Annotated in this window: 14 protein-coding genes; 2 read left to right on the top strand and 12 right to left on the bottom strand. The window is 55.2% G+C overall.

What is annotated here, in order from left to right:
* Nucleotides 1-94 precede the first annotated feature (94 nt).
* The 5 genes from ilvN to TMES_RS10805 all read right to left on the bottom strand — a co-directional run bounded on the left by ilvN (nt 95) and on the right by TMES_RS10805 (nt 4,692).
* Nucleotides 95-643 carry an acetolactate synthase small subunit gene (ilvN, locus tag TMES_RS10830; RefSeq protein WP_085582838.1) on the bottom strand — a complete coding sequence of 183 codons (549 nt, stop codon included), beginning with the start codon at nt 641-643 and terminating at the stop codon, nt 95-97.
* Between the two features lie 69 nt (nt 644-712).
* Nucleotides 713-2,476: an acetolactate synthase 3 large subunit gene (locus tag TMES_RS10825; RefSeq protein WP_085582363.1), complete on the bottom strand. Its 1,764-nt coding sequence runs from the start codon at nt 2,474-2,476 to the stop codon at nt 713-715.
* A gap of 152 nt (nt 2,477-2,628) precedes the next feature.
* On the bottom strand, nt 2,629-3,657 hold the full coding sequence (gene miaA / locus TMES_RS10820) for a tRNA (adenosine(37)-N6)-dimethylallyltransferase MiaA (protein WP_085582361.1): 1,029 nt from the start codon (nt 3,655-3,657) through the stop codon (nt 2,629-2,631).
* Nucleotides 3,658-3,988: 331 nt separating this feature from the next.
* The gene (locus TMES_RS10810; protein WP_085582357.1) at nt 3,989-4,438 is read right to left on the bottom strand and encodes a type II toxin-antitoxin system VapC family toxin; all 450 of its coding nucleotides are present in this window, start codon (nt 4,436-4,438) and stop codon (nt 3,989-3,991) included.
* Nucleotides 4,438-4,692, bottom strand: coding sequence for a type II toxin-antitoxin system Phd/YefM family antitoxin (locus TMES_RS10805; RefSeq protein ID WP_085582355.1), 255 nt, complete (start codon nt 4,690-4,692; stop codon nt 4,438-4,440). Before TMES_RS10805 ends, TMES_RS10810 begins: the two co-directional genes overlap by 1 nt.
* 183 nt (nt 4,693-4,875) lie before the next feature.
* Here TMES_RS10805 and serB point away from each other — a divergent pair, with 183 nt between their 5' ends.
* A complete protein-coding gene (gene serB, locus TMES_RS10800; RefSeq protein ID WP_085582353.1) occupies nt 4,876-5,772 on the top strand; it encodes a phosphoserine phosphatase SerB in 897 nt (298 codons plus the stop codon).
* Nucleotides 5,773-5,878: 106 nt separating this feature from the next.
* Here serB and TMES_RS10795 read toward each other — a convergent pair whose 3' ends face one another.
* The 4 genes from TMES_RS10795 to hflK all read right to left on the bottom strand — a co-directional run bounded on the left by TMES_RS10795 (nt 5,879) and on the right by hflK (nt 9,893).
* Complete coding sequence (locus TMES_RS10795) at nt 5,879-7,396, bottom strand: DegQ family serine endoprotease (protein ID WP_085582351.1); 1,518 nt, start codon at nt 7,394-7,396, stop codon at nt 5,879-5,881.
* A 215-nt stretch (nt 7,397-7,611) separates the two neighbouring features.
* Complete coding sequence (locus TMES_RS10790) at nt 7,612-7,806, bottom strand: DUF2065 domain-containing protein (protein ID WP_085582349.1); 195 nt, start codon at nt 7,804-7,806, stop codon at nt 7,612-7,614.
* Between the two features lie 78 nt (nt 7,807-7,884).
* Nucleotides 7,885-8,757, bottom strand: a complete 873-nt coding sequence (gene hflC / locus TMES_RS10785) for a protease modulator HflC (RefSeq protein WP_085582347.1) — start codon at nt 8,755-8,757, stop codon at nt 7,885-7,887.
* Nucleotides 8,757-9,893: an FtsH protease activity modulator HflK gene (gene hflK, locus TMES_RS10780; protein WP_085582345.1), complete on the bottom strand. Its 1,137-nt coding sequence runs from the start codon at nt 9,891-9,893 to the stop codon at nt 8,757-8,759. The genes hflC and hflK overlap by 1 nt, the downstream gene beginning before the upstream one ends.
* Before the next feature lie 148 nt (nt 9,894-10,041).
* Here hflK and TMES_RS10775 point away from each other — a divergent pair, with 148 nt between their 5' ends.
* Nucleotides 10,042-11,271: an Mrp/NBP35 family ATP-binding protein gene (locus TMES_RS10775; RefSeq protein ID WP_085582343.1), complete on the top strand. Its 1,230-nt coding sequence runs from the start codon at nt 10,042-10,044 to the stop codon at nt 11,269-11,271.
* Between the two features lie 144 nt (nt 11,272-11,415).
* On the opposite strand, the gene TMES_RS10770 is transcribed toward TMES_RS10775, so the two are convergent.
* From TMES_RS10770 to purQ, 3 genes are all read right to left on the bottom strand, one after another.
* Entirely contained in the window at nt 11,416-12,150 is a 735-nt protein-coding gene (locus tag TMES_RS10770; RefSeq protein ID WP_158091224.1) for a substrate-binding periplasmic protein, read from the bottom strand.
* 224 nt (nt 12,151-12,374) lie between these two features.
* Nucleotides 12,375-14,567, bottom strand: coding sequence for a phosphoribosylformylglycinamidine synthase subunit PurL (gene purL, locus TMES_RS10765; RefSeq protein WP_085582339.1), 2,193 nt, complete (start codon nt 14,565-14,567; stop codon nt 12,375-12,377).
* Nucleotides 14,564-15,253, bottom strand: coding sequence for a phosphoribosylformylglycinamidine synthase subunit PurQ (gene purQ / locus TMES_RS10760; RefSeq protein ID WP_085582337.1), 690 nt, complete (start codon nt 15,251-15,253; stop codon nt 14,564-14,566). Before purQ ends, purL begins: the two co-directional genes overlap by 4 nt.
* Nucleotides 15,254-15,314: the final 61 nt, after the last annotated feature.

The raw sequence follows: 15,314 nt of genomic DNA, 5'->3' as shown, positions 1-15,314 counted from the left end.
GACGTTGGGCCCCGCTTTTTTGTTATCTTGCGGGGGCGCTGGATTAAAAGGATTGAAATGTATTTGCCCCCGACCGGTGCCGGGACAGGCAAATTCACATCATCAGGGTGCCGCGCGAAATGGCGGCAACACCGGTACGGGAAATTTCCGCAAGACCAAGCGGCTCCATCAATTTATTGAAGGCATCAATCTTTTCAGGGCTGCCGATGATTTCGAAAATAAAGGAAGTGTTGGTTGCATCGACCGCGCGCGCCTTGAAAATATCGGCAATGCGCAGGGATTCAACACGTTTTTCACCGGTCGCAATGACCTTGACCAATGCCAGCTCGCGTTCGACGCTGGGACCGGCCAATGTCAGATCGCTGACCTTGTGGATCGGAACCAGACGCCCGAGCTGGGCCTTGATTTGTTCGATCACCATCGGCGTGCCCGAGGTAACAACGGTAATGCGCGACAGGCGCGAACCGGCGTCAACTTCGGCCACGGTCAGGCTTTCGATGTTATAGCCACGGCCCGAAAACAGGCCGATCACACGGGCCAGAACGCCCGCTTCGTTGTCCACCAGAACAGAAATGGTGTGTTTTGAAATTTCGGTTTCTTTCACGGTCTTGCTCCGCTGCGGTCGGGGCGGGCGATGAACCATCGCAACCAGCCCCACCTGTCAAAATGAAAATATCGGTTTTCCGGCGATGCTTTTGGGAAAGCAGGCCGGTCAGACCAGAACCATCCCTTCATCGGAATCAATGGCCTGGTCGCCACTTGTTTCATGGCCTAGCAACATTTCATTGTGCGGCTTGCCAGACGGGATCATCGGGAAGCAGTTTTCCTTGTCATCCACCGCGACATCAACAATGACCGGGCCGTCAATATCAAGCATCTTTTGCAAGGTGGCATCGAGATCGGCCGGGTCCTTGCAGGTCAGGCCGGTAAAGCCAAAGGCATCGGCAAGTTTGACAAAGTCGGGCAGGGTTTCGCTATAACTTTCGGAATAGCGCGATCCGTGCAGCAATTGCTGCCACTGGCGGACCATGCCCATATAGCGGTTATTAAGGATGATGGTTTTCACCGGCAGGCGATACTGGGTCAGCGTCGCGCATTCCTGAATGTTCATCATGATCGAGGCATCGCCGCTAAAACAAATGACCGTCGCATCAGGATGGGCAACCTGAACGCCCATGGCGGCCGGAAGGCCATAACCCATGGTACCAAGGCCCCCCGATGTCATCCATTCATTGGGATGTTCGAACCCGAAATGCTGGGCGGCCCACATCTGGTGCTGGCCAACATCGGTGGTGATGAATGTTTTACGATCCCGCGTTAATGCATGCATCCGGCGGATAACATGCTGCGGTTTGATCACGTCAGCGGGCTGAACATAGGACAGGCAGCGCTTTTCACGCCAGCCTTCAATTTCACCCCACCAGGCGTCAAGGGCGGCCTGATTAACGCTGTATTGTTTGGCTTTCCAGATTTTCATCATGTCTTCGATGACATGGCCAACATCACCAACAATACCAACATCAACAGCAACGTTTTTGTTGATCGAGCTTGGATCAATATCGATCTGGATTTTGGTTGATCCAGGCGAGAAGAAATCGACATTGCCCGTTACCCGGTCGTCAAACCGCGCGCCAATCGCAACCATAACATCGCAATCATGCATCGCCAGGTTGGCTTCATAGGTGCCGTGCATGCCCAGCATGCCCAGATATTGACGATCCGATGCCGGATAAGCGCCCAGCCCCATCAGGGTCAGGGTAATCGGTGCGCCGGTCAGGCGGGTAAATTCAGCCAGCAATTTGCAGGCCTGTGTGCCGGAATTGATAACCCCGCCGCCGCAATACAAAACCGGCTTTTTCGCGGAAGCCAGAATTTCAACCGCCTTTTCGATCTGGGAGCGATCCCCCTTCACGGGCGGGTTATAGGTGCGATGCTGAACCTGTGACGGGTCAATATAGGGGGCCGGTGCGACCAGAATATCCTTGGGCAGGTCAATTACGACCGGGCCGGGGCGACCATGGGTGGCAACGTGAAAGGCCTCGTGCATGGTGCGGGCCAGCTTGCTGCTTTCCTTGACCAGATAGTTATGCTTGGTGCAAGGGCGCGTGATGCCGGTGGTGTCGGCCTCCTGAAAGGCATCGTTGCCGATCAGGTGGGTGGGCACCTGGCCGGTCAGGCAGATGATCGGGATTGAATCAAGTAACGCGTCGGTCAGGCCGGTAACAGCATTGGTTGCCCCCGGGCCGCTGGTAACCAGTACGCAGCCAACCTTGCCGGTGGAGCGCGCATAGCCTTCAGCAGCGTGGACGGCAGCCTGTTCATGGCGGACAAGAACGTGACGAATGTGATTCTGTTTGAATATTTCGTCATATAGCGGAAGGACGGCGCCGCCGGGATAGCCAAATATGACTTCCACACCCTGATCTGTCAGGGCCTGCAACACTACTTCCGAACCATTCATAATACGTTCTGCCATGATTTTCCGAGCCTCTTGTTTAGCGACAACAACGTGTCGCGTGATAACCGCGTGATTGAAACATGATCGATCTACCCTGTGATTGGGGTTGAAAAAGCCGCCGAAACGGCGGTTTTCCGCCATTTCACTGGCGGAATGGCCAACCTATCGCCTCACTTTGGCGCGGTCAACAGAAATTGGTGAACAAGATTACGCAATTTGCCTTCCAGACTTTCCGAATATTGCGTGTCGATGGTCTCGCGGTCGGTCATTTGATGGCGAAACCATGTTAACTGGCGCTTGGCATAACGGCGGGTTTCGCGTTGTGCCAGCGCCTTTGCCTCGGCCAGCGACAGCTCACCTGCCAGATATGATGCAAGCTCGCGCACGCCAACCGCCTTCATTACCGGGGATTCGGGCGGAAGGGTTTGTGACAGCAGAAATTTAACCTCGTCAATCGCGCCCTGTTTAATCATCAGGTCAAAACGCTTGTTGCAGCGGTCATATAAAATGTCGCGCGGGGGCATGTAACAGAACTTTAGGAAAGCCATGCCATTTGGGGGGGGCAGCATTGCAGCACCGTGCCAATGGGCCAAACCGTGGCCGGTGGCCCGCAAAACCTCGGCGGCGCGAATCAGCCGCTGTGTATTGGCAGAATCCAGCGTGGCAGCCGTGGCGGGGTCGTCTTTTTGCAAGCGGGCAAAAAACGCGTCATGGCCAAGTGCTGCCAGTTCGGCGGTGATGATCTCACGGATTGATTTATCAATATCGGGGATCGGGGCAATGCCGTTGGTCAGGGCATTTAAATACATGCCGGTCCCCCCGGTAACGATGGGCAACTGTCCGGCCGCATGGCAGGCGGCAATTTCGGCCAAAGCCATCTCGCGCCATTTCCCGGCTGAGCAGGCCTGACGGCCCGATAGCACGCCATAGAGGCGGTGAGGGGCGCGCGATAGCTCGGCATCATCGGGGCGCGCACTAAGCACGCGAAGCTCGCGATATACCTGCATGCTGTCGGCATTGATGATGACGCCGTTAAATTCCCGGGCCAGATCCAGCGCCAATGCCGATTTGCCGCTGGCCGTTGGCCCGGCAACAATAATGACCGGCAAAAACGGCGCATCGGTGAGGGGGGGCGCTGCCGGGGTTGGGCGCGCATCAGCGGCAGGGGGATTTTTGCTGTCGGGTTCGCGATCGCTCATCAATGCAGTTCCGTTGTTGCCGGTCTCGGTTTGTGGCGGGGGATGCCGGTAATTTAAACCTGCATCACGCCGCGTTTGCCGGCTGGGATATAACAGGTGCAAGGCACCGTTATCCATAAACTGTTTGCATCGATATTGTAAGGCAGGTGGCGGTTCCGGGCAGTTGAAAACAAGATTGCCGGTTTTGGCATATGCCCGTGTGCCAGAACGTAACTGCGGAACGGCCGAAAAGGGGGCGTCAGCGCAGGCATGACAGGCGCGAGATTGTCCGGGGCCATGAGAGATGGCCCGGCAATATCACCGGAGGGATGTGGCGTCGGTTCTACCGGCTTTATCCTTCGGGGTTACACGGGGCATCTTCAGGGGCATCCCAGGGGTTGCACAAGGTAACACCGGTTGGTTTGAATTCATCGGTGTTGCGGGTGACCACGGTCAGGCCATGCACAAGGGCGGTCGCGGCCAGCAGAGTTGCACCTTCGGAATGCGAGCCACGGCTGTGAAACTGCGCGCATTTACGGGCAACCTTTTCATTGATTGGCAACACGCGCCCGTCAAATGCCGGGATCACATGTTCGTCCAGCCATTTGCGCATCAAGGGTCCACGTTCTTCGTCCTGCCATTCAAATTCCAGAACGGCGATCTCAAGTTCGAGAACCGTAATGGCGGATAAAAACGTTCCTGCCGTTGGCACAGAATTTGCCCATTTTACGACATTTTCGTTGGCTTTTTCGCTGCCTGCTTTGCGCAGTTCAACGACGACGTCACTATCAAGAAGATACATTATGGAAAATCCGTCAGGTCGGACATATTTTCTATGCGTTGGGGTTTCAGTTCAACATCGACAGTTTCCGGCATTGCCAGCAGGTCGACGATCGACGGCGCAAGGCCCAGAATTTTCTGGTATTGTTCAATCGACAATAAAACATGGGCCGGTTTCCCGCGGTCTGTGATGAAGACCGGGCCCTTGTGGCTCGCTTTTTTAGCTTTGCTGGTATCTTGATTAAACTCGCGGGCGGTAAATGTGCTGATCTCCATGACGGGCTTTCTTTTTGGGGATTATGGCAAAAATTATCGTCCAAGATAGCAGAGCTCCCTATTGTATCAATGTTTCTACTCCGGTGATGTTCCGCTTTTACCGAAACTTTTCTTGTCTTTGGTCCGCGCAGTCAGGATAAAGGCGGCGAACCCGCAAGCACAGCCAGCAAGGAGCCTGTATAAATGGATCTGGTGTTGACCCTGATCACCGCGCCAAATTCCGGTGCCCTGACCCCCGACATGATTGACAAGGCAACCACCACCTTAAAGGCGGCCGGGGCACACCTTGGTGATGTTGTCTGGCTGGCGCAAGATGAAGCCTGCGATATTGCCTTTAAGGGCATAACGCTTGGCCAGGCCGATCAGGCATTGGAAAAGTGTAATATTGATGCCGACAAGGTGGTGCAGGCGGCCACCGGGCGCGCCAAAAAACTGCTGATTGCCGATATGGACAGCACGATTGTAACCGGCGAAACCCTTGATGAACTTGCCGATTTTGCCGGTGTCAAAGACCGCGTCGCCGCGATCACCGCGCGCGCCATGAACGGTGAACTTGATTTTGAAGCCGCCATCGATGAACGCGTCGGATTGCTGGCCGGTATGGCAAGCGCGATGCTGAATGAAGCCTGGAAACGGGTTGAATATACCAGCGGCGCGCGCGAACTGGTCGCCACCATGCGGGCCAACGGGGCCTTTGCAGCACTGGTCTCGGGCGGGTTTGATTTTTTTACATCGGCCGTGCGTCGCGAACTTGGTTTTGACTTTGATCAGGCCAATGTCTTGCTGACTCATGCGGACAATACTCTGACCGGCAAGGTGCAAAAACCGGTACTGGATCGCCAGGCGAAGGTTGATGCGCTGGAAATGCTGGCCGCCCAAAACGGCATTACAGCCCAGGATGCCATTGCCGTTGGCGACGGGGCCAATGATTTGCAGATGATTTCGATTGCGGGAACCGGTGTGGCCTTTCATGCCAAGCCATCGGTACAAAAACAAGCCCGCATCCGCATTAATCATGGCGATCTGACGGCGTTGTTATATTTGCAAGGTTATGGGCGCGATCAGTTTGTGGGCGGTTGAACCCCAGCAGCGTTCGCCGTTCCGGTTTTATATATACCACAATGCAACAAGGGGCGGCCTGAACAGGCCGCCCCTTGTCGTTCAAGTTCGTTAATTTCCGAACGGCTTATTTGTCTTTTTTGTCTTGCTTGTCCAGGGTCAGACCAAAGTAACGCGGCCCGGCCGAGGTTTCGATCAACATCAGGATGGTACGTTTACCGTCATCCTGTGCCGATTTGACTGCTTTTTGTACTTCATCAACCGTGCTGACCGACTGGTGCGATGCTTCAAGAATGATATCGCCCGGACGAACACCTTTTTCAGCCGAGAAGCTGGCAGTGTCGACATCGGTGACAACAACGCCTTCGGTATCGGCCGTCAGGTTGAAGCGCTGCCGCAGGTCATCATCAACATTGGCAACCTTGAGGCCAAGGGCGTCAATGGTGGCTTCGCTGGATGTTTGTACCGGTGCCTGTTCTTGCTGGTCATCGGTGCTGTTATCTGCGGCGGCTTCTTCTTTCAGCTCGCCCAGATCGACGGTGATGTCTTTTTTCTCGCCATCACGCCACAGTTCAACATCAACCGATTTGCCAATTTTGGTTTCGGCAACGATACGCGGCAGACGACGCATGCTTTCGACTTTTTTACCGTCGAATTTCAAAATTACGTCACCCTGTTTGATGCCGGCCTTTTCAGCCGGACCATCTTTGGTAACACCTGCAACCATGGCGCCATAAGATTCTTTCAGGCCAACGGAATCGGCAATGTCGTCGGTGACGGTCTGGATGTGAACACCCAGCCAGCCGCGACGCGGACGGCCATATTCCTTGATCTGATCAACAACGGATTCGGCAATAGCCGACGGAATGGCAAAGCCAATGCCGACCGACCCGCCAGAAGGCGAATAAATGGCGCTGTTAATGCCGATAACGTCGCCGTCCATGTTGAACAGCGGGCCGCCGGAATTGCCCCGGTTGATCGAGGCATCGGTCTGAATGAAGTCATCATACGGACCCTGGTTGATGTCGCGGTTGCGCGCCGAAATAATACCGGCGGTAACCGTGCCACCCAGGCCGAACGGGTTGCCAATGGCCATGGCCCATTCACCGACGCGGGCTTTGTCCGAGTCGCCCCATTTGACAAAGGGCAGGTCTTTTTTCGTATCCACTTTGAGCAGAGCAACGTCGGTTTTTGCGTCCCGGCCAATCAGTTTTGCTGGCAGGGTTTCGTTGTCGTGCAGGGTGACCGAAATTTCGTCGGCACCGTCAATCACGTGGTTGTTGGTGACGATGTAACCATCCGCCGAAATGATAAAGCCTGAACCCAGAGCCGTTGCGCGGTGTTTTTTCGGCGCATTCTGCCCTTGTTCCTGGCCTTTACCCTGACCATTGCGTTCCATGAAATCACGGAAAAGGTCTTCAAAGGGGGATCCGGGAGGGAACTGGAAATCCGGGCCCTGGCGATCAGCGACAAGCTGGCTTGTGGAAATGTTGACAACCGTTGGCAGCAGTCGCTCTGCCATATCAGCAAAACTGTCGGGTGCGCCGCGGGCATACGCGCTTTGCGCGATGCTCGTCACACCGAATAACACAATCACGAGCGCCGCAGAGAGCTTGCGGGCCGGATTGTAAAATGCTTTTCGCATGGTTTCTGATCCTGTTTGTTGCCGCGTTCACGGAGATTTTTATGATTTATGCAGCAGGCGATGCAAGGGACTGCATCGCACCTCTCCCAAATTAGGGGCGAGTTTGGCGAAAAAAGGGCAAGTGTAAGGTGGAAGTCTGTTTTCTGTGGGGGATATTGTGTCAACCGGTCTGTCTGTGACCACGGGGCAGGTAATGACAGGTGGTTGAGGAGGGATTATTGCCAGAACTGGCGCATTGCCCAAATTGCAGCAACACATAAAACCGCTGCAACCAGACCGCCGATGCGCAACTGGGCTTCGGAAATTTCCTGCATCAGTTCCATGACCCGTTTCGCCCCGCGCGGAAACAGCGAATAAAACATTCCCTCCAGCGCGATTGCCAGAAGAATGGCTGTGGCGAGTTCTTTCATCGGCGCGGACGTTCCCGTTTATTATTTATGAATTAAAAAAGCGACCGGCAGAGTATGCCGGTCGCCTTATCAATTTGTCTAGCGGCTTGCGTCGGGTTCTGACTGATTAAAATATTTGAAGAATTCAGAACTCGGCGACAGGACCATGGTTGAACCGTTCGCAAACGCTTCACGGTAAGCCTGCAAGGAGCGATAAAATTCGAAGAATTTCGCATCCTTGTTATAGGCCGCCCCCAGGATCTTGTTGCGTTCCGCGTCGCCCTCACCGCGCAAGGTTTCGGACTGGCGGCGTGCTTCGGCCAAAAGAATGACCTTTTCACGTTCGGCATCGGCCTGGGTCTTGGACTTGATTTCCTCGCCTTCTGCACGAAGCTGGGAGGCCTCGGCAATACGGGCCGACTGCATACGGTTATAAACCGCCTGCGAGGTTTCCTTGGGAAGATCAGTTCGGCCGATACGGACATCGATCAGCTGAACACCAAAATCCTTGGCCGGTTCAATCAGGGCCGCCTGGATTTTCTCCATGATGCGGGCCCGGTTGTCGGTCAGAAGGGCGATTAGCGGTGATTGTGCCAATTCACCCCGGATAACCGAGTTCAGGCGCTGGCCGAAAATCTGGACAAACTGGTCCACATTCAGCGCACGTTTGCGGAACTGAAGCGGATCAACGATTTTCCAGCGGGCGAAGCTGTCAATATTGACGCGCTTCTGATCAGACAGCAAAACCTGCTGTACCGGCGGATCAAGGTCAAGAATACGGCGTTCGTAATACTCGACATTCTGGATCGGCAGTTTGAAATGCAGGCCCGGTTCGGAAATTGCATGAACCGGGTTACCAAACTGCAGCACCAGTGCCTGTTTGTCCTGGCGGACGGTGAACACGCACATCGAGCCAACAATCGCAACAACGACCAGGACGACGGCGGCGATAATAAGTTTTGGACTTGCCATTATTTGTCGCCTCCCGAATTCTGGCTGGCGGTGTTCTTCTGGATTTCAGGTAGCGGCAGGTAAGGCACGACGCCGTTGCCGCCGTCTTTCTGGTCCAGAATAACCTTGGTCGAGCTTTGCAGCACTTCCTGCATGGTTTCAAGATACAGGCGGCGCTTGGTCACGTCTTTGGCGGTCAGATAGGAATTGTAGACCGAGTCAAAACGCGATGCTTCACCTTGCGCATCCTTCACAACCCGATCCTTGTAGGCACGGGCTTCCATGATCATGCGCTCGGCATTACCCTTGGCGCGCGGGATGATGTCGTTACGATAGGCAAGGGCCTCGTTGCGCGAACGGTCACGGTCCTGACGGGCCCGCTGAACGTCGTTAAACGAGTCGATAACTTCTTTGGGCGGGTCTACCTTCTGCATTTTCACTTCGGAAATGAAAATCCCGGATTTGTAGCCATCCATAATGCTTTGCAGCAATGTCCGTGTCTGCTCTTCAACTTCAACACGGCCAACGGTTAATGCGGCTTCCAGATCGGTTTTACCAACCACTTCGCGAATGGCACTTTCAGATGCCAGCTTGATGGTGGTTTCCGGGTCACGAATATTGAAAAGATAAGCACCAGCGTCGCGGATGCGCCACTGAACCACATAATCAATATCAATAATGTTCTGGTCACCGGTCAGCATCAGGCTTTCTTCGGGAACGTCACGGGTGGAACTTTCCCCCATGCCGGATCCGCGATAGCCAACTTCGATCTGATTGGTGCGTTCTACGTTCGGAGTGATGACCTCGCCAATTGGCGCTGGCAGAAAATAATTCAAACCCGGTCCCGTTGTGCCGACCCATTTGCCAAACAACAGGGTAACACCCTGTTCACCTGGCTGAACGCGGTAAAACCCTGTCAGCAACCAAATGCCGACAATGGCCAGACCGATAAGGACAATGCCCTTAAAGCCGCCACCACCACCAGGAAACAGCCGTTTAAGGCGTTCCTGGCCCTTGCGAATCATTTCATCTAGATCGGGGGGCGTTCCGCCGCCGCCGTTCCCGCCTGAAGGACGTTTTCCCCATGGGTTCTGGCCGCCATTATTGCCGCCGCCATTACCCCAGGGGCCACCGCCCCCTTGCGAATTCCATGGCATCGAGTGTCTTCCCCTCCTTGCCGTTCGGTGTTTGTCTTTGATTACCTGGCTCTTCCGCCTTATATGACAGCTAGCCGCGCAAAACAACGATAGGCACCCATATGCCCTAACTGTTCAAGGACATAAGCCAAAAATCGGAGACCGCAACATGACTTCCCCCACTCGCGAAACAATACTTGCTGCCTTAAACGGTGTTACCGACCCGATCGATGGCAAAAGTATTGTTGATAAAAATATGATACAAGGCATTGATATAAATGGTGAAAATGTCACTGTTATGATTGGTGTCGATCCCGAACGCGGCCCGTCACTGGAAGATTTGCGCCAAACGGCCGAGCGCGCAGTAAATAGTGTGAACGGGGTCACAACAGCCCGTGTCGCCCTGACTGCCGAGCGCAGTGGCGGTGCAAAAGCACCACAGCAGCCCGCGTCGCAACCCGATAGCGGACATTCACATGGCCACTCACACGGCCATGACCATGCCCATAAGCCCGCATCCGCGGGTGTCGGCACGCGACCGGCAGCCACACCGGGGAGCGGGCAACGCCCGCTCGATCTGGGGGCGATCCGCTCCGTCATTACGGTGGCATCGGGCAAGGGCGGCGTTGGCAAATCGACAACCGCTGTTAACCTGGCCTTGTCGCTGGCCCGTCAGGGGCTGTCGGTCGGGTTGTTAGATGCCGATATTTATGGCCCGTCCCTGCCGCGCATGATGGGGCTTCGCACCGCCAAGCCGACCCATTCCAATAAGGAAGGCAAAATCACGCCGCCTTCGGCCTTTGGGGTGAAAATCATGTCGATCGGTTTCATGATTGACGAAGAACAGCCGGTAATCTGGCGCGGCCCAATGGCGATGGGCGCGCTTGAACAACTGCTGCGCGATACCGACTGGGGCGAGCTTGACGTTCTGGTGGTCGATATGCCGCCGGGCACCGGGGACATTCAGCTTTCCATGGCGCAACGTGTGCCCGTGACCGGGGCGGTGATTGTATCCACCCCGCAAGACATTGCCTTGCTTGATGCGCGCAAGGGCCTGAACATGTTTCGCAAGGTCAATGTGCCAATTTTCGGCCTGATCGAAAATATGAGCTATTATCAGTGCCCCAATTGCGGGCATGTCGACCATGTGTTTGACCATGGCGGCGCGCACAAGGCAGCCGATGAACTGGGCGTGCCATTTTTGGGTGAAATCCCGCTCGACCTTAAAATTCGCCTGGGGGCGGATGAAGGCAAGCCGATTATCGAAACCGACCCGGACGGGGCACATTCGCAAGCCTATGCCAATATTGCCCGCCAGATTGCGGCAGCCATTGATGAACGGGTTGGCCCGAAAGCCAAACCGAAAAAAAGCCTGTTTCCGAAAATCTCGTTTCGTTGAGATTTCGCGTCGTTTGACGCCGGGTACGCTATGTATAAGTGTCGGGCGAATACAAGGGCGATATTGCGATATGATGAAAAACAGAGCCGGTCAGTCACCCTGACCGGCTCTGTTTTGTCTGCTTCTGTCCCCGATCCGCATTTTTTAATCGGATTGAAGGACAGGGTGGTTCAGGGCTTCATTTACGATCCGTGTCCATGTGCCATCCTTGCGCATGTCGAGAATGGCCTGATTTAAAACCGGGATCAGGGTTGCTGTCGTGGCTTTGCGATTGACGGCAATAAAGGTGGGATAGGAAAACAGCGGCTGTTGTGATGCCTTGATCACGTCGTCAAGCCCAAGCCTGCGCAGGGTTTCATTGCCTGCTTCGCGAATGGCAATCACCATGTCGACCCGGCCCATTGCCAGCATTTGCATGTTTTGCCGGTCGCTTGCGGCCTCTGAAATGGCAAAACGGCCCTGTTTGCGATGCTGGTTAAACAACTGGCCATAATTCCAGCCGCGCACCGTGCCGATGGTATGGCCGTTTAAATCATCAATCGAGTTCAGGGAAACAGGATGGTCGAGCTTTTGATAGACCATCAGGTCTTCAACATAAATCAGATGGGTGAAGGCAAATGTGTCGCGCCGTGCCGGTGTTTGATACACCCCGGCAATGCTGTTCATGCCGTTGGCGGCATCATCCAGGGCGCGTTTCCAGGGAACGGCACTTACCGTGACCGGCAAATTGGCACGATGATATATTTCGCGCACCAGATCGGGATAAATCCCCAGTGCCCGCCCATGTTTGCCATACATGAAAGGCGGGTTGGCATCATCGACATAAACGGTTTCCGCCCCGGCGCGATCGGGCACCAGGCACAAAAAAAACGCAGCCATCAGCAAACACAACACGCTAGCTGGCCATGTGACACGCCTGGTACATGCACGCATAAACACAATTCCCCCACGCTTGTTTGTCATGTTGTGCGGGTCTTCATGCCCAGGACAAAAACAAGCAGCCGGAAATCATCATAAGCCATGAACGATAATTGGTCTCAATGAAAAACCCGCCGGGCGGTCATAAAACAACCCGGCGGGTTTTAGTTTGGTGTGTGCCGACCCTAGTTAAGCGGGGCCGCCATATAGTTGGGCATCCAGCCTTCGTGGGCTTTACGCAACTCGTCTAACTCCAGCGGGTCTTCGCCTTCGATGGTGATGGCGGTGCCCCCGGCATTGCCGATAATCACAGCGTGAACATTGGCATTGGCGGCTGCGTTGGTCACGCTGTCGGGGTCGCGGGTGGCGACAATGTAGCGGCCCTGGTCTTCGCCAAACAGCCACGCAATTTCACTGCCGCTTTCGGGCATGTGCAAATCGGCACCGATATTGCCCGCCAGGCACATTTCAGCAACGGCAACCAACAGGCCACCATCGGAAATATCGTGGCAGGTCCGCACAACATTGGCATTGATCAGGCCACGAACCAGCGTCCCAACCCGTTTTTCCGAATTCAGATCAACGGGGGGCGGTGCGCCTTCTTCGCGGCATTCGATGTTTTTAAGATATACCGACTGGCCCAGTTCACCCGTGGGCGAACCCAGCATGACCAGTACCGAATCCTTGCGTTTCAGCGCGATGGTGGCCATGCGGCCAACATCGGGAAGCATACCTACGCCGCCAATGGCAGGCGTTGGCAAAATGCCTTCGCCGTTGGTTTCGTTATAAAGCGACACATTGCCCGAAACCACCGGGAAATCCAGTGCGATGCAGGCTTCGGCAATGCCCTTACAGGCCCCGACAAACTGCCCCATAATGCGCGGGCGTTCCGGGTTGCCAAAGTTCATATTGTCGGTAATGGCAAGCGGGGTTGCGCCAACGGCGGTCAGGTTACGGTAGGCTTCGGCAACGGCCTGCATACCACCCTGAACCGGGTCTGCTTTAACATAGCGCGGGGTGCAGTCGGTGGTCACGGCCAGGCCCTTGCGGGTGTCGTGAACACGGACAACAGCGGCATCACCACCGGGGCGCACAACCGTATCGGCCATCACCATGTGGTCATACTGTTCCCAGATCCAGCGCCGCGACGACAAATCGGCCGACCCCATCAGGGTTTTCAGGGCTTCGCTGTGCGGCATCTTTTGTTCGATGCTGTCGGCTGAAATACGGTCCTGCTTGGGGGTTTCTTCCCACGGGCGGTCATATTCCGGCGAGGCTTCGGCCAGCGGATCAATCGGCAGGTCACCGGCAACATCGCCATGCCACATCAGGGTCATGCGTTTGCTGTCGGTCAGTTTGCCAATCACGGCAAAGTCGAGTTCCCACTTGTCGAAAATGGCCTTGGCGGCTTCTTCGCAACCGGGTTTAAGCACCATCAGCATGCGTTCCTGCGATTCTGACAACATCAGTTCGTAGGGGGTCATGCCTTCTTCGCGCATCGGGACTTTATCAAGCCACAGCTCGACACCAACACCGCCCTTGGACGCCATTTCAAACGAAGACGAGGTCAGACCAGCGGCCCCCATGTCCTGAATGGCGACGATCATGTCGGTTGCCATCAGTTCAAGGCAGGCTTCAAGCAACAGTTTTTCGGTAAACGGGTCGCCAACCTGAACGGTCGGGCGTTTATCGGCCGAGGCATCGTCAAATTCAGCCGAGGCCATGGTGGCCCCGTGAATGCCGTCGCGCCCGGTTTTCGAGCCGACATAAACCACCGGGTTGCCAATGCCCGCGGCAGCCGAATAGAAAATATTGTTGGTATCGGCCAGACCAACGGTCATGGCATTGACCAGAATATTGCCGTTATAGGACGGATGGAAGTTGGTTTCACCGCCCACGGTCGGCACACCCATGCAGTTGCCATAACCGCCAATGCCTTCGACCACGCCAGACAGAAGATGGCGGGTTTTGGGATGTTCGGGCGCACCAAAACGCAAGGCATTAAGGTTGGCAATCGGGCGGGCGCCCATGGTGAACACATCACGCATGATACCGCCAACACCGGTGGCTGCACCCTGGTAGGGTTCGATAAAGGACGGGTGGTTGTGGCTTTCCATTTTAAAAATGGCTGCCTGGCCGTCGCCAATGTCAATCACACCGGCATTTTCGCCGGGGCCCTGAATAACCCAGGGGGCCTTGGTCGGCAGGGTTTTAAGCCATTTTTTCGATGATTTGTACGAGCAATGCTCGGACCACATGACCGAGAATATGCCAAGTTCCGTCAGGTTCGGCTCGCGCCCCATGATGTCGAGAACAAGTTTGTATTCGTCATCGGTCAGACCGTGGCTTTTGATAACGTCCGGGGTGATCTCGCTCATGCCAGCGCCTCCATCAGCGAATCAAATATCATCGCACCATGCGTGCCGCGATGCAGCGGTTCAATGACACGTTCGGGGTGCGGCATCAGACCAAAAATACGGCGTTCTTCATTAATGATCCCGGCGATATTCGATGCCGACCCGTTGATATTGGCAACATCGGTGGTCTCGCCTTCGTTATCGCAATAGCGCAGGACAATCTGCCCTTCGCCTTTCAGGCGTTTAACGGTTTCATCATCGGCAAAATAATTGCCATCGTGATGGGCGACCGGAATTTTGATAATTTCACCGTTATTAAAGCGGTTGGTAAAGATGCTGTCGGTGGTTTCAACCCGCAAATGAACATCCTTGCAGATGAATTTCAGATTGCGATTGCGCATCAAGGCACCGGGCAGAAGCCCGGCCTCGATCAAAATCTGAAAGCCGTTGCAAATGCCTAAAACCGGGGTGCCTGCCTGTGCGGCGGCAATAACGGCGCGCATGATCGGGCTGTTGGCCGCCATGGCACCACAACGCAAATAGTCGCCATAGGAAAAACCGCCCGGCAGGACGATCAGATCGGTTTTGGGAAGGGTGGTTTCCCGATGCCACACCATATGCGGTGCGGTGCCCATCCGGTTTTGAAGGGCGACCTGGACATCCCGGTCACAATTCGAACCGGGGAATACGATAACTGCAGCTTTCACTGGCCAATCTCCCGTTTAGGCGGGCGGGCTTTGGGGCGTTTCACCGCCGGGCCCGCGTCCG

This window comes from Thalassospira mesophila (assembly GCF_002115755.1).
Taxonomy (GTDB): Bacteria; Pseudomonadota; Alphaproteobacteria; order Rhodospirillales; family Thalassospiraceae; genus Thalassospira; species Thalassospira mesophila.
The sequence above is the reverse complement of the archived record's forward strand: the minus strand, read 5'-3'. Positions and strand labels throughout refer to the sequence as shown.

Bases quoted from the DNA above. Each gene is read 5' to 3' on its own strand.
- ilvN (WP_085582838.1), bottom strand. From the start codon at position 643: ATGGTTCATCGCCCGCCCCGACCGCAGCGGAGCAAGACCGTGAAAGAA.
- TMES_RS10825 (WP_085582363.1), bottom strand. From the start codon at position 2,476: ATGGCAGAACGTATTATGAATGGTTCGGAAGTAGTGTTGCAGGCCCTG.
- miaA (WP_085582361.1), bottom strand. From the start codon at position 3,657: ATGAGCGATCGCGAACCCGACAGCAAAAATCCCCCTGCCGCTGATGCG.
- TMES_RS10810 (WP_085582357.1), bottom strand. From the start codon at position 4,438: ATGTATCTTCTTGATAGTGACGTCGTCGTTGAACTGCGCAAAGCAGGC.
- TMES_RS10805 (WP_085582355.1), bottom strand. From the start codon at position 4,692: ATGGAGATCAGCACATTTACCGCCCGCGAGTTTAATCAAGATACCAGC.
- serB (WP_085582353.1), top strand. From the start codon at position 4,876: ATGGATCTGGTGTTGACCCTGATCACCGCGCCAAATTCCGGTGCCCTG.
- TMES_RS10795 (WP_085582351.1), bottom strand. From the start codon at position 7,396: ATGCGAAAAGCATTTTACAATCCGGCCCGCAAGCTCTCTGCGGCGCTC.
- TMES_RS10790 (WP_085582349.1), bottom strand. From the start codon at position 7,806: ATGAAAGAACTCGCCACAGCCATTCTTCTGGCAATCGCGCTGGAGGGA.
- hflC (WP_085582347.1), bottom strand. From the start codon at position 8,757: ATGGCAAGTCCAAAACTTATTATCGCCGCCGTCGTCCTGGTCGTTGTT.
- hflK (WP_085582345.1), bottom strand. From the start codon at position 9,893: ATGCCATGGAATTCGCAAGGGGGCGGTGGCCCCTGGGGTAATGGCGGC.
- TMES_RS10775 (WP_085582343.1), top strand. From the start codon at position 10,042: ATGACTTCCCCCACTCGCGAAACAATACTTGCTGCCTTAAACGGTGTT.
- TMES_RS10770 (WP_158091224.1), bottom strand. From the start codon at position 12,150: ATGGCTGCGTTTTTTTTGTGCCTGGTGCCCGATCGCGCCGGGGCGGAA.
- purL (WP_085582339.1), bottom strand. From the start codon at position 14,567: ATGAGCGAGATCACCCCGGACGTTATCAAAAGCCACGGTCTGACCGAT.